Genomic DNA, 20,826 nt, shown 5'->3' with positions numbered 1-20,826 from the left:
GATGCCCGCATGAGCTCAGAGGCGGTTGGCAGGTACATGCCCCCGGTCGTGACGCTCGCTGACCTCACCGCGATGATGGCCGAGGACGAACACCACCGGTACGAAATCAGCCCCGAGGGAGTCGTCTCGATCATGCCGCCGCTGGGATACGCCCACGCCATCATCGCGACCCGGCTCATGGTGTGGCTCGCCCAGGGCGGTGTCCCGGCGGACCGGATCACCCAGGCGGTCGGGTTGCGCATCCCCGGGCGTGACGGCGGTCTCGGCGGACGCATCCCCGACCTTGTCGTGTGGAGCAAGGCGCAGGCCGACGGGGTATGGCTGCCGGTCGCCGACGTGCTCCTCGCCGTCGAGATCATCTCGCCCGGCTCCGAAGGCGTCGACACGGTGACCAAACGCAGCGAGTACGCCGCCGCCGGCATCCCGCAGTACTGGGTGGTCGACCAGGACCAGGCTCAGACCGTCGCCATGCACCGCCTGGACGGCGGCCACTACGCCGTCCGCGCGACCATGCCACTCGCCTGGCTGACCAACACCGACCCGGCTGAGCACGACCTCGACTGAAACAGGGCGAGCACAACCTGGCGAGCTCTCCGTCAACCGCGACGACTCGCCGCACCGGGCGGTGTGACACATCGTTCGAGCAGGAGCCCGGCCACCCGTGCGCCGCCACGCCCCGCTACTTCCTCGCACGAGGGTGAAGGCTGTACTACCGTTTGTGATCTTCTACCGATCGCATTCGATTTCGATGAGGTGACGGCTTCCCGATGGTCGCAGCGGCAGAGACCACCCTGCAAGGTCTGCTCGAAGGTGCGAAGCAGTACAAGGTTCCGCTATACCAACGCACGTACTCATGGCAGGACCATCAGCTGGAACGGCTCTGGGAGGACATCGCCCGGCTCGCGGACGATCGAGCCGAGAACCCCAAGACGACCCACTTCATCGGCTCACTGGTGCTGGCGCCCAGCCCGAACAATGGCCCGGCCGGCGTCGGTGACTTCCTCGTGGTCGACGGCCAGCAGCGGCTGACGACCCTGTCGATTCTGCTGTGCGCGATCCGCGATCACCGGGTGGCCACCGAGGGCGACGAGCACCGCGACCGGCTCAACGATCAGTACCTGATCAACAGGTACACGCCGCACCGCCGGTTGAAGCTCGTCCCCACTCAGGCCGACCTCGACGCGTACCTCGCCTGTGTGGACTCTTCGGCGCAGGTCGGCGGGGGTGCCGTCGGTACCGCCTACCAGTTCTTCCGCGGCCGGCTCAAGCCAGCCGACCAGGCGCAGGTCCAGCGTCTGGAGGATGCCGTGATCTTCGGGCTGGCGGTGGTTTCGGTCGTCGCGCAGGCTGACGACAACGTCTACCGGATCTTCGAGTCGCTGAACAACACCGGCCTCAAGCTCACCCAGGCCGACCTGCTGCGCAACTACCTGTTCATGCGCCTGCCCGATCGAAGCAAGACCGTCTACGATGCGCACTGGCTGCCGTTGCAGCGGCGACTCAGTTCGCCCGAATTGGAAGTCCTGTTCTGGCTGGACCTGGTGCACACCGATCCACGGATCACCCAGGGCGACACGTACGCGCGCCAGCAGGCCCGGCTCGACCGGCTCAGCACGGAGGACGAGGTCGAGGCGGAGGTGCGCCGGTTCGCCCGCCTCGGCGCACTGCTGGAACTCATCCTGCGCCCCGAGAAGGAGAAGGATGCGGAGGTAGGGTTCCGGCTGCGACGGCTGCACGCCTGGGGAACCACCACCGTCTACCCGATCCTGCTGCACCTGCTGGACCGCCGCGGCCTTGGCACCGCGACCAGCGCGGAGGTCGCGGCGGCGATGCGGTACCTGGAAAGCTTCCTCGTCCGGCGGCTGCTGATCGGCCGGGCCACCGCGAACATCAACCGCAACCTGCTGTCCATCGTCACGGAGATGGACAAGAGCCAGCCGGTCGACCAAGCGGTGCACGCCTACCTGTCGGCCGGTCGCAAGTACTACGCGACGGACGCCGATGTACGCCACGCGGTGCGGTCGCTGCCGTTCTACACCAACGGGCGCGCGTCGCAACGCACGCTGGTGCTGCGCTGGTTGGAGCAGTCGTACGGCAGCAAGGAACCTGTCCAGCCCGAGAAGCTGACCATCGAGCACGTGCTGCCGCAGAATATCGGGCCGGAGTGGCAGCGCATGCTCGCCGCAGACCTCGAACCGCACGAGAACGTCAACGAAGTGCACGACGCCCTCAAGCACACGCTGGGCAACCTCACCCTCAGCGGGTACAACGTGGAGTTGGGCAACAGTACGTTCGCGGTCAAGAGGGTCGAACTCGCCAAGAGCGGCGTACGGCTGACCCGGGACGTCGTCGCCTCCGAACGCTGGGGTCGGCCCCAGATCCATGCCCGCGCCGACGCTCTCGCCGAACTGATCATTGACGTCTGGCCGGGCCCCACCGGACAGGCGATCGATCAGTCCGAGGTGCGCTGGGATCTGATGGAGAAGGCCCTTTCCGCTCTACCGGCCGGGGCCTGGACGACCTACGGGGACCTTGCCGCTCTGATCGGCACCGCACCTCAGCCTGTCGGCAACCGGCTGCGCAGTGTGCCGGTCCCGAACGCCCACCGGGTGATGCAGGTGGAGGGGACGACGGCCGGCGGTTTCCGGTGGCCCGACGGGCGCACGGACGACCCGGTGGCGGTGCTGCAAGCTGAAGGGATCGTGTTCGACCAGCACGGTCGCGCCGACCAGAACCAGCGCATAGACCTCGATGAGCTGGCGCAGCTGGTCGGGCTGGCACCCGACGAGGTGCCTCGGCGGCTGCCCCGGCCACGGCCCGGTGAGGGGCCGTCCCGCGCCGACCGCTTCGCCGAGCAGCTCGGCGTGTTGCAGGACAAGGACGTCATCAAGGCCACGCTGACGCTTCTCGACAGCTGGACCGAGATGGGCGGCACGCTGCTCTATGGCGGCGCGGCGGAGACGTCCTGTTTTCTGATGGCCCGTGAGCGCGGCCACCGGGACGGCGACATCTGGCCCATGACGCTCTACCCGAGCGGCAAGGTCGAGGTGGTCTTCCAACACATGGCCAGCCGCGTGCCGTTCGACGATGCCGCGCTGCGTGAGGAGTTCCGGCAACGCCTCAACCAGCTTCCGGGCGTGCACATCGCCGCCGCCAAGCTGACGCTACGCCCCGGTTTCCCGCTGACCGTGCTCTCCGACAGCACCGCCGCCGGCTCCCTCATCGAGCATCTGCGCTGGTTCGCCGAACAGGCGCACCGGTCAGAAGAGGCGGAGGAGACGCTAGCGGTCTGAGATCAGGCGTTGCCACCACCGTAGCGGTCATGCGTCGTTGAGGCGTTCATCGCAGGTACGACCGCAGGCAGCGCATGAGGATCGCGTCGGCCCAGGCCGCCCGGGGGCAGGTGCCGTCCACACGGCAGGCCGGGCATCTGCGGGTGTGGGGGTCCTCGGTGGGACTGCGCCAGTGCGCATCCGCCACCCGGTTCGCTTGTTCGAGTTGGGCGGCGGTGGCAAGAAGATCGTCCGGTGGCGTGGCCTCGGTCGGTTGACCTGCGGGCGAAGCCGGGATGGCCTGGGTCTCGAATGTTCCTTGGTTCCGCTCGCCGGTCCGGTCCGGTTCGTAGCGGCTCGCCCGCTGGTTCCGGCCCGGCGCCGCCAGCCGCTCCTCGGGCCGTTCGTGGACGAGAGCGCCGTCGCACCGCGACGTCACCCGGGCCTGCGGTACGACGTGCTCGATCGCCTGCCGCCGGAACCGCCCCGGCACGGCTGCGTCCGGCACCGCCTGCCCGGTCAGGTCCAGCGCGACCTTGCCGGGCCGCAGGAACCACTTCCATCGTCCGCCCATGTCCCCACACCTCCGCTGCCCGCTCGACGTCTCTGCCCGTCGTCCCGTTGCCGTCTCGCGGCACGATCCTGCCGGGCGGCGCGGCGGCCGGTTCGGGGGAAGATCCGGCCGCCGCGCTGCGGCCATCCTGTGGCGGTACGCAGCGAAAATGCAACGTCCTGCCACACGATTCCTTGCGATTCCGCTGATTTTCTTTCACGCGATAACCGAATGTTGCACAGATGGGAAACGGGATGTTGCAGGGCGGTTCAGGAAGGTCACGCTTCTGCCGATGAATGGTTCTCGGGTCGCAAGCAACCGGTCCGCATCGAGACATCGTTGCCTGCGCGGTGAGCCAACCGTGCAGCGTCGTGGCCAGTTGTACGGGCTGGTCAGGCTGCACCGGACGACCCGCCCCATCGATCAATGCGATGTAGGCCCAAAGTTCCCCTAGATCAGCCGCTTCGACGGTTGCCGTACTGGCGAGGACTCTGCACCGTGCCGGAACGGCCGTGGGCGCGGCTCGCGGTACCCCCGATGTGGTTGGCGGCGGCCTTGCCCTTGGACCGGCGTGCCGCCCGGTTCTCGAAGGGCTGCGGCTGCTCCTCGGTTTCCGCTTCGGCGTCAGCGGTGGGATCGGCGTCGCTGGTGGGGTCGGTCATCGGTGTCTCCTCGTGCTGTCCGGGACTGGGCTGTCCGCTGCGGATCTGGAAGCGCGGCGCCGCGATACGCAGACGGTAGCGCGCAGGCCGACCCGAGTCGGGACCGACTGCCCGGGTAGCCGTCCGCCCACGCCGCTTCGGCGATCGGCGCCGACCGTTTTCACGCGGCCGGCACCGGGGCGCAGCGCTTTCAGCGCGGCACGTACGCGGTCAGCTGGTCGGCGAGTTGCTTTGGACGGCTGAGCGCCACCGCGTGACCACCGTCGATTTCATCCGGTACGGCATGGAGGCGGTCGGCCACCACGCGGCGCTGGAAGTCGGGCGGGAAGAACCGGTCTTCGCGGGCGATGAGCACCCTCGTCGGCACGTTCGGCCACGCATCCAGGGGCCACGGCTCGGTCCATTCCGCGCTGACCTGGTCGCGGCCGTGCGCCGAAGCCTCCGCGACGATCTCGGCCGGCACGCCATTGTAGAACTGTTCCTCCTCGCTGAATCCCTCCGCGCTGCGGTGGCCGGTGTTGCCCCACCAGTCGCCGGGACTCTCACCCGGCTTCGGGATCATGGGAGTGAGCAGGACGATGAGCCGCACAGGCAGCTTGTCAGCGACCAGCGGCGCCGTGAACGCGCCATACGAGTGTCCGACGACCACGAGGTCGCTGCGATCGCCGACGGCATCGACGACCGTGTCACAGAACTCGGCGAAGCCTGCCGCCCTATCCTCGATCGGCAGCTCCGGCACCACCACGTCGTGGCCCCGCCCGGCCAGCTCGGGGCCCAGCAGATGCCAGTCCCAGGAACTGCCGCCACCGCCGTGGATCAGAACGAAAGTCGCCATGCGCCAAGGCTCACACAGGGGTACGACAGTCAGCTGCACCGCCCGATACGCCACACCGGCCAACCACCGGCGATGGGGAACGGTCAGTCGTTCGCCTCTGTGTGCTACCAAGAAGCCGTTGCCGGCGGGCCCTGGACGTACCCGGACGGCGTTTATGAAAGGCATAGGTACGTGGATGAGAGCGATCGTGTACGACCGGTACGGGCCACCGGATGTGTTGCGCATCGACAACGTGCCCAAGCCGTCTCCTACCGCCCGGCAGGTGCTCGTGAAGATTGCGGCGACCTCGGTCAACCTGAGCGATTGGGAGACCCTGCGAGGCTCACCGCTGTATGCACGTATCGGTGGGCTGCGCTCACCGGCACGCCGGACACTCGGCTCGGACATCGCCGGTTGGGTCGATGCGGTCGGCCCGGCCGTCACCCGGTTCCGGCCCGGTGACGAGGTGTATGGCGACAACCTCATGCTCAAGGGCGGCTTCGCCGAGTACGCGATCGCCCCCGAGTCGGTGCTGACCCACAAGCCCGCCGCCCTGACCTTCGCCGAGGCCTCAGCGGTCCCACAGGCGGGCGTGATCGCGTGGCAGGGGACCAGAGGTGCCGCAGCCGGGAAGCGGGTTCTGATCAACGGTGCCGGCGGAGGATCAGGTTCCTTCGCCATTCAGCTCGCCAAGCACCTCGGCGCCGAGGTGACCGGCGTGGACAACGCCGGCAAGCTCGACTTCATGCGATCGGTCGGCGCGGACAAGGTGATCGACTACCGCAGCCAGGACTTCACCCGCAGCGGCCCGTACGATCTCATCCTCGATCTGGTCGCGCACCGGTCGGTGTTCGCCTACCGTCGGGCACTGGCCCCCGGCGGCCGTTACCGGTGCGTCGGCGGATCGGTCTCGGCGCTGCTGCGCGTACTGACGGTCGGTGCCGCGGCCGGCCTGCTCACCCACCGCCGCCTGGGCGTGCTCGCCGTCAAGGAAGGGCCGACGCATTTCGAACCGGTGGCCGACCTCTGCGCCACAGGTAACCTCACCATCCACATCGACCGATCCTTCAACCTCGAGCAGGTACCCGAGGCGTTGGCACACGTCGGAGAGGGACGCGCACTCGGAAAAGTCGTCGTGACCGTCAACTGACCAGTGACGTCAAGGGCGATGAGCGACTCGTAGGCAAGCCCGGCCCAACAGCCGCAGTGGCCTGCGGCCGGCGAGGACCCGGATCTGCCGCTGGCATCGCGCGCTGGCCGGCGCGGAGGTCACTTTTCGTGTCCGCCGGGCTGGTGATCCTGGGTCACGCGATGTTGGCCAGCCGATCCGACAGCAGGCCCACCACGGCTCGGACGCCCAGGCTGATGGCCCTCTCGTCGGCGCCGAAGTCGGTGGCGTGGGTGATCCCGTGCATGCCGGCCGCCTCGCTCGCCACCCCGAGGAAAATCATGGCGCCCGGAATCTGTTGTAGGAAAAGGGCGAAGTCCTCGCCGTTGAACGGGTACGCGGCCTGCATGGTGACAACCTCGCCGACGGCCCGCAGTGACTCGGCTGCGGCCAAGCTGAGCTCCGGTGAGGACACCATCGCCGGGAACGGCGGTGTGGGGAACTCGATGGCAGCGCCGTCCGCCAGCCGCCGTAGCTCGTCGCGGATCTCGGGGTAGCGGTCATCCGGCCAGGCGCGCCACCAGGCTTTGACTTCGTTGACACCGGCGTACGACTGGACGTACACGTAGCGCGAGAGCGGGCCTTCGGGGGTCGCGAGGTTCTGGACGAGTTGCCGCATCTGCTCCGGCGTCTGCGGCCGGCGGACGGTGGACAGCGCATCGACGGCGGCGGCGATCCCTTCGCCGCCGGAGGCGGGCAAGGAGATGCGGCAGTGGTCCTGTCTCCTCAGCTGGCTGGAAGACGAACACGACGCGACCGTGCGCAGGTCGCCGGCGGCAGAGTTCCTCGGCGGCGCCGACTGCGATCGTGGTGTGGATATCGTGCCCGCACAGGTGGGCGGCACCGGGCACCCGGGAGCGAAACTCGGTGTCGAAAGTCTCCGTGTCGGGGACGGCGTCCAGCTCGGCGCGGTAGGCGACGGTCGGGCCGGGCTTGTCGCCGTGCAGGACCGCGACGACGCCGTGGCCGCCGACACCTGTCGCCACCTCCAGCCCGGCCGCCTGCAGCCGCTGGGCAACCACGACGGCCGTGCGCACCTCCGCGCCAGCCAGCTCGGGCCACCGATGAATGTCACGCCGCAGCTCGATGATCGCATCGTCGTACATCCGCAGAACTATCCCGCACGACCGACGCCGAATCTGTCCCTAACCGGACCAGCCGAGTCACCCACAAGCCCGACGAAGTATCGCCAGCGCACCGTGGCCGGGTGTGACCCACGATCTGACCGGCACCGTCCCAGCGCTCAGGTAGCGCCCTGACCGCAACGACGCCCCTGCTGCGGTGCTCGTGCGACGGAGGCTCAAAATCCGCCACTCACGCATATGGGAATTGCGCGGCGATGGCTGCTGTCGGGGGTGTCTTGTATGGTCAGACGGGTATTCGCTCTTGCGCGCACGACGCCCCGAGCAATCAATTATCGGGCAACCGATGCACGTTTCACCAATGGCGTCCTGATGTAACAAAATGCAACATGGAGAGGGGTGGCCGATGGCCGACGACATGGGATCGACAGTCCCCAGGCGACAGCTCGGGCGGGCGCTGCGCGACCTGCGCACCGAAGCACGCATGACCCTCGACGGCGCGGCCGAGGCCATGCAGTGCAGCCGACAGAAGATGTGGCGCATCGAGACCGGCCTCGGCCCGACCCGCGCCGTCGACGTCAAGGCCCTCTGCGAGCTGTACGCCGCCACCCCCGAGCTGACCACCGCCCTCACCGCCCTGGCCCACGAAACCAAAGCAAAAGGCTGGTGGCACTCCTACGGCGACGCCATCCCAGACTGGTTCGAGATGTACGTCGGCCTCGAATCCGCCGCAGCGTTCATCCGTCGCTTCGATGAAGCGCTGATCCCTGGAATTCTCCAGTCACGTCCTTACGCACTGGCGGTCTACCAGCACCGACACGAGGTCACCGAGGACGAGCGGGAGCGTCTGGTCGAGGTACGACTACAGCGGCAGGCCCTTCTTCACCGGCGGCTCCCCCGCGCACCGAAGCTGGAAGTGATCCTGGCTGAGGCAGCGTTGCTCCGCACGGTTGGCAACGCAGCCACCATGGCTGACCAGCTTCGTCACCTGCTAGACGTCGGGGAACTGCCCAACGTCTCCGTGCGGGTGCTTCCGCTTACCGCCGGGATTCATCGAGGCGCGGAGGCGGGGACCTTCGTCATCCTCGACTTTCCGCCCGGCAAGCGGACCACGCCCGAGCCGCCGGTGGTCTACTGCGAGTCGTGGACCGGTGCGCTCTACCTGGACCGGCCGGAGGAATACGCAGCCTACGAGCAGGTGTGGGCGAGCCTGGATGATCTGACGCATGATGAGGCACAATCGAGGCAACTCATCAACAAGATCATCGGGGAGGTCCACCGTGGCTGACTTGTCCGACGCTCAGTGGCGCAAGAGCACCCGCAGCGGCAGCAACGGCGGCGACTGCGTGGAGGTCGCCGACAACCTGTCCGGCATCGTCGCCGTACGCGACAGCAAGGATCCGGCCGGGCCCGCCCTCGCCTTTGCCCCCGCCGCATGGGCCCGCTTCGTCCGGTCCACCATGGCCCCGCACTGAGCCGTCCACCAGACGGGAGCGCAGCTGGCGGGCACGCCGGACGCGCTCCCGTTGTTTGACAGGTCAAACGGTCGCGTGTCCAGCAGCAGGCTGGGTCGCCTGGTTGAACAGCGACCACCGGTTTCGCCCCGGCTCCACGTTCGACGGACAAATCGCCACAGTGTGTTCGCAAGTTGCGGCATGCCCCGTTAGTCAAATCCGAGTAGTTTTAGTGATCGGTGCGAGTTCTGGCTGTTTCGGCGGAGGGTTTGCGCGATGGATGTGATGCCAGCCAGGCGGAACAGGCTAATCGCGGTGTTGCGCAGGGTGGCCAGGGCCCGGGGTGCGTTGCCGGTTCGTAGGCGGCAGGCGTCATCGCGGTAGGTGGTGTCGCGGAACTGGTGCAGGACCTCGATGGACCAGTGGCCGCAGAGCCAGTCGGCCAGTTCGGCGGGTCCGGCCTGCTCGGCGGTCAGGTTCGTGATCGCGTGGACGGTGACGGTGGACCAGCGGCCGGTGCCCGGGTTGTAACGGCGGCGCCGGATCCGCAGGGCCTGGGCGGCGTGCGGGAAGTCCAGCGCGAGCGGACCGAGACAGGTGACCGCTTGCAACCGGCGGATGTCATGGCGGCTGTGCCCACGGTTATGGGCCTGGTCCAGGACTTCGATCTTTGCCCACCGCAGGGCCTTGACCTGCGGCAGCCACCCTACCGTTGATCTTCACGAAGGTCCGCACCATCCAGATTCGCCAAGTATCCCTGCAACAACAAAACTCCGTCGGGGTGAGGATCGGGTACACAGGCTAAGACGGCCGCCAGCCTTCATCGATCGCATCCTGAAGTCGCTTGCTGAACACTGCATGCGCCTGCCGGTACTCATTCTCTCGATCCGCCTTGTAGAACGGCGCTTCATATCCGTCGGGCACCGCGCGCGACTCCGAATCATCGAGATATGCGATCAACTGTCCATATGCTTCATTCGGCTGTTTGAGGCCACGCGCATAGTAGTCTCTGGTGATCCTGCGTCCGTTATTGTCAAACCACATCGCGGACTCATAATCGTGCAGCACCGGAAAGCGGGCCCGATACATCGAGAGCAACTCTTCCGCAGCAATGCCCAACCAAACGGCGACGAGTGCATCAAGTTCAACTAGGGCTGATCGGCGGCACCGTTCCGCCCGTAGCGCAATTTGCATGTTCCAGTCTGGGTCGACATCGGCGAGGGTCTGCGCCTCGGGAAGTTCGGGCCAGTCCACCGCCCAATCCTCCTCGTCTCGCCACCGTTCGTCATAGAGGTCGTGCCAGAGCCGGGCGTACGAGCGAGTGAGGCAGTTGAGGCGAAGCACACGTAGCAACGCTGCGGACGCAAGGGGGTGCCCTGGTTCGGGCGCGGGCATCAAGCCCGCATTTCTCACTTCCAGATGGCCTCGGCCTGTGATCCGAAGCAGGTAGTCCAATGGCAAAGAGGCCCAGAAGGCTGCGTGCAGGGCGGTCTCCAGATCGCTACTGAGAGCCATCGAGCGGACTGCATGAATGTGCGTCGGGCCCGGTGGGATGATGGCCGCGAAGAGGCTGCGCTCGGTGTTGAGCGGCACCATTTCACGCCAAGCTAGGCGGTAGAACTCGCTGTACGCCTGCCCTCTCCAAACGTCCTGGGCCAACTTGTATGCAGCAGGCTCGACGGCGGGGCGATAATTGGTCCTTGGGACTGCGTCTTCTGCACATGCCGTAAGATCCCACGGCTCATAGTCCTTCGGGCTACGACAGGGGATATTGGGCTGCTTGGCGAGTGGCGTGGCAACACCGAAGTGCGGACCCTGGAGAACAACCATACGCCAGTCTTCAGGATGCGAGCCTTGCCATGCGATGATCCCGTCGTTCTTGGCGCCCTTCTCGTGGAATCCCGCCGAAATCAGAGGTTGTCGATCGACGAGTCGACGACCGACGCTTGCCAAGGCCGCGATAGCGGCTTGTTCACCCACGGTAACCGGCTGGAGCAGCCTTGTCTGGTCTGTGCGAGCTGCGAAATCTCCAATGACTAGACGCCACTCCGCGAGCACTGTCTTGTCAACTGTGACGAGCCTTCCCCGGTGCGGTCTCAGGTCCCAGGTTCCTGCGGCCTTCATGCCTGGCAGTTCGCCTTGCCCGTCATGGGTTAACGAACCGATCAATGTCTCCGGCGCATACAGCCAACTCGCGTGGGTGAAGGAAATATCGCGCCGTGGAACCCCATACACGTGAATGCCAAACTCGCGGGTCCAGCTGATCTCCCTGAAAATCAGTCGCATATTTTGAAAATGCCCATGGAGGCGTAAATGGCGATAGGCTGCCGAACGCAGTCGGCCCTCCCGGGCGCCGCTGAAGTGGCCGTCGGGATGGACGAGACCCACCGTTCCCCTGGTCGAAAGATTTGACCACACGCGACACATGAACGCACGGTACAGGTCCGGCTGCGTTCCAGCAAGCAATGGGTAAATCGCCGACGCTGAATAATATGCAACGTACCCGGAATTGACAGCCCTTTCTTGAAGGAAGAAGCCGTCGGCTGTTGCGACTAGCAATTTTCGGCTTTGCCGAGTTTGGTGCGATGGATTCTCGACTAGGGCGAACCAGGTATCACGTTCGGCCAGGACGGCGTTCTCTTCCCACAGTGGGCGTACCCAGGGCGGGTTGCCAACCTGAAGCTCGAAGCCGCCCTTTGCGAACGCCTGGGCGAACGTCAATTCCCAGTGGAAGAAGCCCTGTTGGTCGGCGATCTGGTTGGCGGCGAGGAGCCAGGGGAAGCGGTCGGAGAGCATCCACGGTGAGTCCACGCCGATTACGCCGTCGAGTTTCTGCTCGAAGTCGCTCATCTCGGCGAGGCTGGTGAGTTTGCGGCCGTAGAACGCTTCGGTGGCGGCGTCGGCGTCGGTGCGGCCGATCAGCGCCTCCGCGAACGTCAGCCAGTCGTCCAGGTTGGTCAGTGGGACCTGCTTGCGGAGTTGTTCGGCCACGGTGGTCCGGCGGCTGCCGGTCGCCCTGGTGGGCAGCTTCGTCTGCTGCGGCTGCACCTGGCCGAAGAGGTCCGCAGCCTCGTAGACGGCCGGTTCGTCGTACGCCGGCTCGTTTCTGACGTGGGCGACCTGGACGGGCGCGGCCGGGTAGGTGGGGTCGGAGCCGTCGAGGAGGCCCACCTTGTCCAGCGGCCAGAACCACAGGGCGCACCAGACGTCCATCAGGGTCTTGAGCCGCCAGTACGGGGTGCCGGGTGCGGTCAGGTCGGCGAGGATGTCCTCGCGGGGCACCGCCTCGGTGACCGGCGGCAGGTCGTCGGCGCCCCACACCGGGATGTGGCGGCGGATCTCCCGCTCGGAGATGGCGAGGCGCTGCTGCACCAGGCCCCACAGGAACTCGACCCGACCGGCCAGCGCCTGCAAGCGCCTCACCTGGGAGTTCCTTCCCTTGGCGGAGGGGGTGCGCTTCATCGCCGTACGCCAGGCTTTGAGTTTCGCGGTTTCGGTCGGCGCCAGCTCGCGGGCCTCGCGCTCCCCCGCCACCGCGCCCCAGCCGTCGGCGGGAAGCAGGAAGTGGTGGACGGTGCCCTCGTCGGTCGGGCCGTCCCGGAACGGCCTGTCGGCCGGGGCGGTGGTCAGCCACGACTTGTCGGCGAGCTGCCCGGGCTCGTAGGTTTTGCGTCCGCAACCGATGAGCGAGTTGCCGCGCTGCAGGTGCAGGCCGAACCAGGGGGCCTGCAGGCCGGCGTGCATGACGTTGAGCCAGAGCGACACCTCGGCCAGCTCGACGGCGGTGCGGTTCAGGTCGACGCCGTAACTGTTGTGCAGCGCGATGTACGCCTTCACCCGCTGAAGCTCCAGGTGGTACTGCTCCGGGTCGAGGGTGACCTCCAGTTCGGTCTGGCGGCGGCGCAGGTACTCGGCGGCCACCTGGTTGATCGCCTCGTTGAGGAACGCGCCGGAGCCCAGCGCCGGCTCGCAGATCGTCCAGTCCAGCAGCTCACGGGCCGCCGTGGTGGTTCCGTCCTGGTCGAGCCGGTACTTCAGGGCGAGCTGGACGGTGACCTCGGTCAACGACTGCGGCGTGTAGTAGGAGGCGCTGGTCTGCCGGTCCCGGCCCGCGAGCCGGTAGACGAACTGGCCCGGCTGGTAACTGACCCGGCTGCGCACCCCCGTGTACGGGTCCTCCCTGGTGACGAAGACGGCGTCGTCGTACTCGTCGACCTTGGAGGCGGGGATCATCCACGAGCCGTCCTTCGGGTCGCCGTTCTTGGCGACCTCGTAGAGCTGCTCGGTGGCGACGAAACCGGTGTACGACATCAGGCCCTCGTAGACCGCGCCGAGCTGGTTGATGCCGAGCTGCGCGTACGAGATGAACCCGCCACGGCGACGCTTGCCGCCCCTGGTGAGCATCAACCGGCGCAGCACCTCGTAGAGCACCTTGTTGCGCAGCCGGGTGTCGATCCTCGGGCTCTTCGGGTCGTCGGGGTCGCTGCCCGGCTCGGCGATCAGCCGGCCGATCAGCCTGGTCTTCTCCGGCAAAAACAGATCCGACCGCATCGGCTCGAAGCGCAGACCCTCACCCTCGCTGGCCCGCTCGTCGACCCCCGCGCCGCCGCGCGGCCGGTGACCGCCGTTGACCATGCGGAACAGCAGGTCCAGTGACTCGTGCAGGTGGGTGCCGTCCTCGGCGGACGGGGCGAGCCGGCGGGAGACCAGCTCACCGAGGCGGGCCAGGCTGTAGCCCTCCACGTACTGCGGGTCGTTGACCGGCAGCACACCCAGCTCGGGACGCGCCTCGGCGTAGAGCAGGAACAGGATCCGGTACAGGTACCGCAGGGCCTCCCGGGCGAGTTCCCTGGCCAGCTCGTCGAGAGCCATCACCTGCTGCGGCTGGAAGCCGGCCCGCCGGATCTGGTCGAGGACCCCGTTGGCGATGAGTTCCACAGAGACCTTAAGGCCCTCGCGGAGTTCGCTGGACACGCCGACCGCGTGCTGACGGGAGCCGGCAACCAGCTCCGCGAGCGGTTCGGTGCCGCCCTCGGCGGGCGGACGCAGCGAATCCGCGCCGAAAAGGGCGGCGACGACGTCGAGTTCCCTGTCGTCGTTGCGGGCGTACGCGGAGTCCAGGCTGACCGCCAGATAGCGGCCCTCACCCCACACGCTGCGGTCGGCGAGCGTCACCACACCACCGCTGAGGATCAGCACATAGCGCAGCTTCGGGCTGTCGGCGGCGAACAACAGGGAGGCGAGCTTCGCGCCCGTGGCGACAGTCTCGGTGCCGGACAGGGTGAGCGGGTCGAGCAGGCGACCCGCACCGTCCGGATCCTGGGCCGCCTCGGCGTCGACCGCCCAACCACAGTCCAGCGCGACAATGCCGTGCCCGGCGCCCAACTCGGCGTGAGCCACCCGGATCTCGTACTCCTGGCCGGCCCGCTGCACGGAGACCGTCTGCGGCTGCGGTGCGAAACCGAGCGCCCGCAGCACATCCTGATGCTGCTTGCGCAGCCGCTCAGGGTCGAAGAACTCGACGTCGGTCAGCTCCGTCCGGGCGTCGAAGTACTGCCGGCGCATGCCACGCAACCCGGTGCGCGGGGTGCCCTCCCCCGCCTTCTCCCGCTCCGCCCACTGCTTGACCAGGCCACCCTTGACGGTGGCGGGCAGGATCTCGGCGAGATAGTGCGCAGAAAGGTACTCGCCACGGTTGGTCAGCGACTCGAAACTCATGCCGGCACTCCGCTTCGCTGCGACGGTACGAGGACGGCGAGCACCCGCAACAGCGGATCCCCGACGGTCTCCAGACGGTCGAGCAGGTCGTGCTGCTCCCGGACGGTGGCGTCGACGCGTTGGCGTCGCCTCTCCCGGTGCGCGCCGGGCAGCTCGTCGACGAGGCTGGCCTGCTCGAAGGCGGTCAGCCGCTCCCGGTAGCGACGCAGCGGCCCCGCGTTCGACTCGGCCCACTCGGCGCCCTTGTCGCCGAGGTGCTGGCGGGCCACCTCGACGGCCGCCGGCAGCAAAGCCCTCAACGGACCGACCGCGATGGCCTCGGCCCGGTTCACCATCGTCGGGCCGACGCCGGCCTGACGCAGCACCTCGTCCATCGGCCGGACCGTCGGCGACCCGGGCAGCCCGGCGACGGCCATCCACTGCACGACCGTCGGCTGCCCGAGACGGTTGGCGTAGACGCCCTGGATCAGGAACGTCGGCGCGGACACCTCGGCGGTCAGCACCGGGGCCTGCTGGCGACCCAGCCGGATCAGCACCTTGTCGACCAGCCAGTCGACCATCGGATGCACGTCGCTGAGGAACGCGATCTCCGGCCACATCGGGGTACGGCTCTGCCGGGCCTGGTCGAGCTTACGCTGCGCGAGCGCCCGATCGAAGGTGACCTTCAGGCGCAGGTCCTCGCCCTCGCGGTGGGCACGCAGGTAGGAACGGGGCAGGTCGGTGAGCCGGTGCACCAGGTCGTCGGGGGCGAGGAAGGTCAGCAGCTCGTCCTCACGGCGCAGGTCGATGTGGTCCTCCGGCCGGTCCTCGTACACCTCGTACAGGGCGGCGTCCACGAAATCGCGGGTGGAGCCGAAAAGCTTCGGCACCCGGGCGCGCGGCACGTCCGCCGTGACGGGCGCGCTACCCACCTCACCGAAAAGATCGGCCATCACATCGATCTCGGCGTCGGCGCTCGCGTAGGACTCCTCCACCGTCCTGCCGGCCAGCAGGTCACGGACCAGCCGGTCCTCCTCGGCCTTCGCGTCGTAGCGACCCGTCACGGCCTCGACACTGCCGAGGCTGCGGTGCGCGGTCTCCTCCCGGTCGAGCAGCTTCTCGGACACCGTCCGGTCGTCCTTGGCGTCCTCCCGGCCGGAGCCGAGGATCAGCGCGCGGAACTGCGGCCGGTGGCGCTGCCCGTAGCGGTCGACCCGGCCGTTGCGCTGCTCGATCCGGATCAGGCTCCACGGAATGTCGTAGTGGAACAGATGGTGGCACTGCTGGTGCAGGTTGACGCCCTCGGAGGCGACATCGCCGGTGAACAACAACCGCACGTCGCTACCGGCCAGCTCGAACTCCTGAAGGATCGTCTGCTCGTCGGCGTCGGCCACCCCGCCGTGCAGCACCCGGATCGCGGTCGGCTTCAGACCCAGCATGCCGGGGACCACCTCGGCGAGCCACCTGATCGTCGGTACCCGCTCGGAGAAAACCACGGCCCGAATGTCGCTGCCCCGCCCGACACCGATTCGCCTCAACTCCTCGACCAGCCCGTGCAGCTTGCTGGAATCCCGGTCGGTCATCGCGGAGGTCAGCTCCGCGAGCCGGTCCAAAGCCGTCCGCTCGGAGCCGGTGGCCTTCCCACGCCGGTTCGTCACCGTCTCGTGCAGCGCCCGGTGCGAGGACAGAAAAGACTTCAACAAGGTGTACGGAAACAGTCGGTGCTGCCCGGTGATCGCCTCGTCGGACCACTTGCCGGCCAGCCACACATCAGTCAACTCGTCGAAAATCTGCTCCTCGGCCGGGGTCGCCGCGCAGCGCACCGCCTCCGACGGGCCACGATCCGCCCAGCGGTCGCCGATCTGGTCGCGTACCTCCGGGCTGATCTTCGTACGGCGCAGGTAGAGGTGGGCGATGTCGCTGGCCCGGTAGTCCTTCTCGTTGGCGATCGCCGCCGGGTCGAGCAGCGAGATCAGCTGCGCGAAGGACTCCTTGTCACCGTTGTGCGGGGTGGCGCTGGCCAGCAGCAGCGCGTCGGTCTTGGCAGCCAGCCGGCGGGCCAGCTCGTTGCGCTGAGTGCCCTTGTTGATCAGATTGTGCGACTCGTCGATGACGACCGCGTCCCAGGTGGTGACGTCGAGGTGGTGCCCGAACTGGCCGGCGTCCTTGAGCGTGTCGACGGAGATGATGGCCCGCCTGAAATAGGTGAACGGGTTCCGCCCGGCCGGGATCTCCTGCTGGATGCGCTGGATGCCGGTCGAGTCCAACCGCACCAACGGGATCGCGAAACGGGTCCACAACTCCCGCTGGAACTGCTCCAACACCTGCTGCGGAGAGACCACCAGGATGCGCTCACCCCGCCCCCGGCGGATCAACTCGGCCAGGATCAGCCCGATCTCCAGGGTCTTGCCCAGACCCACCACGTCGGCGAGCAGGATCCGCGGCCGAAGGCCGGACAGCGCCAACTCGACGGGGCGCTGCTGGTAGGTCAGCGGGTCCAGCAGGAACCGGTCCGCCAGGGCCAGGCCCCGCTCGGTGCGCGGCAACGGGGTACGCCGCAGCACCGCCTCCAGGAACAGCCGGCTCTGCCGGAACCGCGACGACGTGTCCTGGACCAGCTCCGTCTCCTCGGGCACCAGCGGCGTGATGTCCTCCAGCGCGGTGAAGAAGGTCGCCTCCACGTCCTGCACGAACTCGGACACCCCGACAGCTTTGATCATGGTGCCGTCGGCGGTGCCGGTCTTCACGCTACGGATCAGCCACTCCTCGTCCCGCACGACAATGCGGGAACCCGGGGCGAAGGTCGCATCCTGGGAGGTGCTCATCGGTGGGCCTTCCTACAAGGTGGCGCGGCGGGCGTACTGACGGCGCAGCTTGTCGACCAACCACCGCACGTCGGCCCCCCTGGCGGCGGGTGCCTCGGGGTCGACGTCCGTGGTGGCCGGTCCGGCGTCCAGGGCCGTCGGCTCGGCTGCCGCCACCTGCTCCGGGTCCTGCCGGGGGTCGTCCAGATCCGGAGGCACCAGCAGCTCGGTGTCGCCCACGTAGGTGAGGGCGGCGACCTGTCGGCGCAGCTCCACCACGCCCGCGCCACCCGCCGCGGTGGCCACGGTCAGCAGCCGTCGACGCACCGTGTCGAGGCTGGGCCGGGCCGTCGGGTCGTGGGCGAGCATCGCGCCCAGCAGCGGCGACAACTCCCCCGGCACGCCACTGAGGTCAGGCAGGTCGTCCGGCTCGGTGATACGCAGCAACAGATTCCAGGAGTTGCTCTGCGGGTAGAGGCCATGCCCGGTGAGCGCGAGGACCAACGTCGCGGCGAGACCGTAGACGTCCACGGCGACAGTGAGATCCCGCTCGCCGCGTACCTGCTCCGGCGACATGTAGGCCGGCGTGCCCACCAACGCGCCCGGCTCGGTGAGATAGTCGTGGCGGTCGACGAGAACGGCGAGACCGAAGTCGATGAGTTTGGGACCGTCCGGGCCCAAAATGATGTTCTGCGGCTTCAGGTCGCGGTGCAGCAGACCCACCTGGTGCACGTTGGTCAGGCCCTCGGCCAGCATCGCGCCGACCATCGCGGCGTGTGGCGTCGACAGCGGCCCCCGGGCATCGAGATGCTGACGGAGGGTGGCGCCGGGCACATACTCGACCGCCAGCCAGGCCGGATCGCCGAAGGGGTCGGCGTTCTCCAGCCGCGCCACCCGGGAACCGTAGACGAGCTTGAGGCTCTCCACCTCAGCGGCGAACCGCTCCTGCATGGTCGGCGCCGCCAGCAGATGCTTTCTGATCACCTTGACGGCGACCCGCTCCGCCGTCGGCGACACCGCGAACCACACGTCACCCATGCCGCCCGCGCCGAGCGGCTTGACCATGCGGTAACCGCCAACACTGCCCAGCGTCACCCATCCTCCTCACGATGCCCCACGACCCACCGCCGCCCACCGGCACCGGTCACCCACCGCACGGGACGCATGACCGTACAACGAACAGCTCGCGGCCAGCCTGCCCCCGCACCTGCCGCAGTCGGATATCCGACCTCAGTTCCTGACCCGAGGATCAACGCGCTCCAGGCGAGGGCCTCGACCCGAACACCTCCCCATGCTGCGCCGCATCCCCTCTGTTCGCGTCATGGTGCCGGCCGCACACGTCGACCAGGCCGACAAGGTGGGCGTCTGCCGGGCAGGACATCAGTCGGTTGTCGGACGCAGTGAGCCACGGGCCAACCCGTCGGCGGTGAGCTGGGCCAACTCGGCACCGAGCGAGGCGGCCCGACCCAGCGCCGACTCGAAGGCCGCCAGTCGCCGGAACGCCTCGCCGTACGCCCGCTGCTCCACCAGCGGCAGCCGGCGCACCAGAGCCCGCCGCACGTCGAAGCGCAGCGTGCCGGAGAGGCTGGAGGTCTGCCGCTCGTTGGCCGACGTGCGTAGCTGCCCAGCCAGGAACCACGGATCCAGGGCCGCCGGATTGGGACGCAGCAGGTAGAGGTTGCGCCCGAGCCGGGCCCCGGCGGCGGTGACCACCCGGGCGGTGAGGGCGCGGGCGACCATCGGCACCACCACGTCCCCGGCGGCCAGCACGACTCGCTGGCCGAGCCGGTCGTCGGCGGCCCCGGAGGCGTCACCTCCGGCGAGCACGTCGGAGACGGTCAGCACGGGGGCGCCGGGATCGTCGTCGCCGGCCGGGTCGGTGGCCGCGCGGACCGGACCGAGCAGGTGCAGCGCGCCGCTGCGGGCCAGCTCGGCGACCGTCACCAGCGGTGGGTTCGCCCCGTCGGGCGTGGGCTCGGCGTGCGGGATCAGCGCCGGCAGGGCGGCCACGACGGCGGCGAGGCGGTCGCGGGTGTGCAGCAGTCGCTCGCCGGTACGCCCGTCGGCGGTGGTCGGCTGACGGCGCGCGGGAGTCAGGTCAACCTCCTCGTCGAGCAGCTCGATCACGGGTACGGCGCGGGCGAAGCCCACCTCCTCGATCTCCTCCCCGGCGGTGAACTCCTGCCAGACGCTGAGAATCCGGTCGGGCAGGTCGTCTTCGGTGGCGTCGACGAGCAACGCCCGCGCCGGTGCCGGCGCGTCGGGCGCGGGCCGCCGCAACACCCACAGATGCAGTGGTACGCCGTGCGGGGCGGCCACCCCGCTGGGCAACGCGATGACGGCGCGCAGCGCACCCCGGCGCAGCAGTTCGGCGCGGAATCGGCGGCCGGCTCGGCGGCCCGCCACGGTGGGCGGCATCAGCAGCACGGCGTACCCGCCGGGGCGCAGGTGGGCCAGGCAGTGCTGCACCCAGGCCAGTTCCGGTTCGGTACGGGGCGGGACGCCGCCGTACTCCCACCGGGGGTCGTAGCTCAGTTCCTCGCTGCCCCAGTTGGTGAGACCGAAGGGCGGGTGGCAGACGACGGCGTCGACGGTCTGTCCGGGGTGGGCGTCGGCGCGCAGCGAGTCGCCGGGTCGCACGTCTGCGGGCACGTCGCGCAGGGCGAGCCAGAGGTTGGCCAGTCGCGCGAGATCAGGATCGATCTCCTGCCCGTACGCCGTGGTGCAGCCGGCACGGACGGCGGCGCGCAGGGCGGCGCCGGTGCCTGCCGCGGGGTCGAAGACGGTGCCGTCGCCGGCCGCCGCGAGCGCGGCCATCAGGTCGGCCAGCTGGTCGGGGGTGGACGCCGGGCGGCCGGCACCGGAGGTGGAGAAGCGTTGCCACAGCTCGTCGAAGGCAACCGGCGGGCCGAGGGCCTCGGCGAGGGCGTCGACCTCCGGCAGCAGCGCCTTGAGGGTCGGCTCGGCCAGCTGCCGTGGCACCCGGCCACCGCGCTGGCGGGCGAGGAGCCGTGCCCCTATGTCGGCGATGGCGGCGGCGGGGTTCTCGGTGACGGCGGCGACGCGCCGCCAGAGCCGGTCGGCCTGGGACACCTCGGGCAGCTTGCCCTGCGCGCGTAGCCACTGTTCGACGGCGATGAGGTCGAACTCGGGGCTGGCCGCCGTGCCGCCGACCGGCGTCGGGAAGGCGGGGTGGCGCTTACGCCAGTTGCTGACGGCGGCGCGGCCGACTCCGGCGAGCCGGGCGATCTCCGCCGCCGTGATGGTCGGGTTCACCTGCACCCCAAAAGTGTGTCACACCTGTCAACCGTTGTATTCGT

At 68.5% G+C, this 20,826-nt stretch carries 14 protein-coding genes and 1 pseudogene; 5 read left to right on the top strand and 10 right to left on the bottom strand.

Annotated elements, in window-relative coordinates; genetic code table 11:
• Positions 1-9: 9 nt before the first annotated feature.
• Both ACFHWY_RS11385 and ACFHWY_RS11380 read left to right on the top strand, forming a co-directional pair.
• The gene (locus ACFHWY_RS11385) at positions 10-564 is read left to right on the top strand and encodes a Uma2 family endonuclease (RefSeq protein WP_416580109.1); all 555 of its coding nucleotides are present in this window, start codon (positions 10-12) and stop codon (positions 562-564) included.
• A gap of 203 nt (positions 565-767) precedes the next feature.
• On the top strand, positions 768-3,293 hold the full coding sequence (locus tag ACFHWY_RS11380) for a GmrSD restriction endonuclease domain-containing protein (protein ID WP_416580108.1): 2,526 nt from the start codon (positions 768-770) through the stop codon (positions 3,291-3,293).
• 46 nt (positions 3,294-3,339) lie between these two features.
• On the opposite strand, the gene ACFHWY_RS11375 is transcribed toward ACFHWY_RS11380, so the two are convergent.
• The 3 genes from ACFHWY_RS11375 to ACFHWY_RS11365 form a co-directional block, all read right to left on the bottom strand.
• Positions 3,340-3,846: a hypothetical protein gene (locus ACFHWY_RS11375; RefSeq protein WP_416580107.1), complete on the bottom strand. Its 507-nt coding sequence runs from the start codon at positions 3,844-3,846 to the stop codon at positions 3,340-3,342.
• A gap of 434 nt (positions 3,847-4,280) precedes the next feature.
• On the bottom strand, positions 4,281-4,487 hold the full coding sequence (locus ACFHWY_RS11370) for a hypothetical protein (protein ID WP_416580106.1): 207 nt from the start codon (positions 4,485-4,487) through the stop codon (positions 4,281-4,283).
• A gap of 190 nt (positions 4,488-4,677) precedes the next feature.
• Entirely contained in the window at positions 4,678-5,322 is a 645-nt protein-coding gene (locus ACFHWY_RS11365; protein ID WP_416580105.1) for an alpha/beta fold hydrolase, read from the bottom strand.
• Between the two features lie 175 nt (positions 5,323-5,497).
• On the opposite strand from ACFHWY_RS11365, the gene ACFHWY_RS11360 reads away from it, so the two are divergent.
• Positions 5,498-6,451 carry an NAD(P)-dependent alcohol dehydrogenase gene (locus ACFHWY_RS11360; protein WP_416580104.1) on the top strand — a complete coding sequence of 318 codons (954 nt, stop codon included), beginning with the start codon at positions 5,498-5,500 and terminating at the stop codon, positions 6,449-6,451.
• 154 nt (positions 6,452-6,605) lie between these two features.
• Here the strand turns inward: ACFHWY_RS11360 and ACFHWY_RS11355 are convergent, their stop codons facing one another.
• Complete coding sequence (locus ACFHWY_RS11355; protein WP_416580103.1) at positions 6,606-7,169, bottom strand: M20/M25/M40 family metallo-hydrolase; 564 nt, start codon at positions 7,167-7,169, stop codon at positions 6,606-6,608.
• A 37-nt stretch (positions 7,170-7,206) separates the two neighbouring features.
• Positions 7,207-7,575, bottom strand: a pseudogene (locus ACFHWY_RS11350) (M20/M25/M40 family metallo-hydrolase); the annotation flags it as partial.
• Positions 7,576-7,957: 382 nt separating this feature from the next.
• Here ACFHWY_RS11350 and ACFHWY_RS11345 point away from each other — a divergent pair.
• Complete coding sequence (locus ACFHWY_RS11345; protein ID WP_416580102.1) at positions 7,958-8,839, top strand: helix-turn-helix domain-containing protein; 882 nt, start codon at positions 7,958-7,960, stop codon at positions 8,837-8,839.
• Positions 8,832-9,026, top strand: a complete 195-nt coding sequence (locus ACFHWY_RS11340) for a DUF397 domain-containing protein (RefSeq protein ID WP_416580101.1) — start codon at positions 8,832-8,834, stop codon at positions 9,024-9,026. The genes ACFHWY_RS11345 and ACFHWY_RS11340 overlap by 8 nt, the downstream gene beginning before the upstream one ends.
• A gap of 188 nt (positions 9,027-9,214) precedes the next feature.
• Here ACFHWY_RS11340 and ACFHWY_RS11335 read toward each other — a convergent pair whose 3' ends face one another.
• From ACFHWY_RS11335 to ACFHWY_RS11315, 5 genes are all read right to left on the bottom strand, one after another.
• Entirely contained in the window at positions 9,215-9,616 is a 402-nt protein-coding gene (locus ACFHWY_RS11335; RefSeq protein WP_416580100.1) for a hypothetical protein, read from the bottom strand.
• A gap of 190 nt (positions 9,617-9,806) precedes the next feature.
• Positions 9,807-14,723 (bottom strand): class I SAM-dependent DNA methyltransferase, encoded by a 4,917-nt coding sequence (locus ACFHWY_RS11330; RefSeq protein WP_416580099.1) that lies wholly within the window; start codon positions 14,721-14,723, stop codon positions 9,807-9,809.
• Positions 14,720-17,527: an SNF2-related protein gene (locus tag ACFHWY_RS11325; RefSeq protein ID WP_416580098.1), complete on the bottom strand. Its 2,808-nt coding sequence runs from the start codon at positions 17,525-17,527 to the stop codon at positions 14,720-14,722. The genes ACFHWY_RS11330 and ACFHWY_RS11325 overlap by 4 nt, the downstream gene beginning before the upstream one ends.
• Before the next feature lie 12 nt (positions 17,528-17,539).
• Positions 17,540-18,601 carry a serine/threonine-protein kinase gene (locus ACFHWY_RS11320; protein ID WP_416580097.1) on the bottom strand — a complete coding sequence of 354 codons (1,062 nt, stop codon included), beginning with the start codon at positions 18,599-18,601 and terminating at the stop codon, positions 17,540-17,542.
• A 285-nt stretch (positions 18,602-18,886) separates the two neighbouring features.
• On the bottom strand, positions 18,887-20,788 hold the full coding sequence (locus tag ACFHWY_RS11315; RefSeq protein WP_416580096.1) for an HsdM family class I SAM-dependent methyltransferase: 1,902 nt from the start codon (positions 20,786-20,788) through the stop codon (positions 18,887-18,889).
• Between the last annotated feature and the right edge of the window lie 38 nt (positions 20,789-20,826).

Source organism: Micromonospora sp. LOL_024 (assembly GCF_048060415.1).
In the GTDB taxonomy this organism is placed as follows: Bacteria; Actinomycetota; Actinomycetes; order Mycobacteriales; family Micromonosporaceae; genus Micromonospora.
The sequence above is the reverse complement of the archived record's forward strand: the minus strand, read 5'-3'. Positions and strand labels throughout refer to the sequence as shown.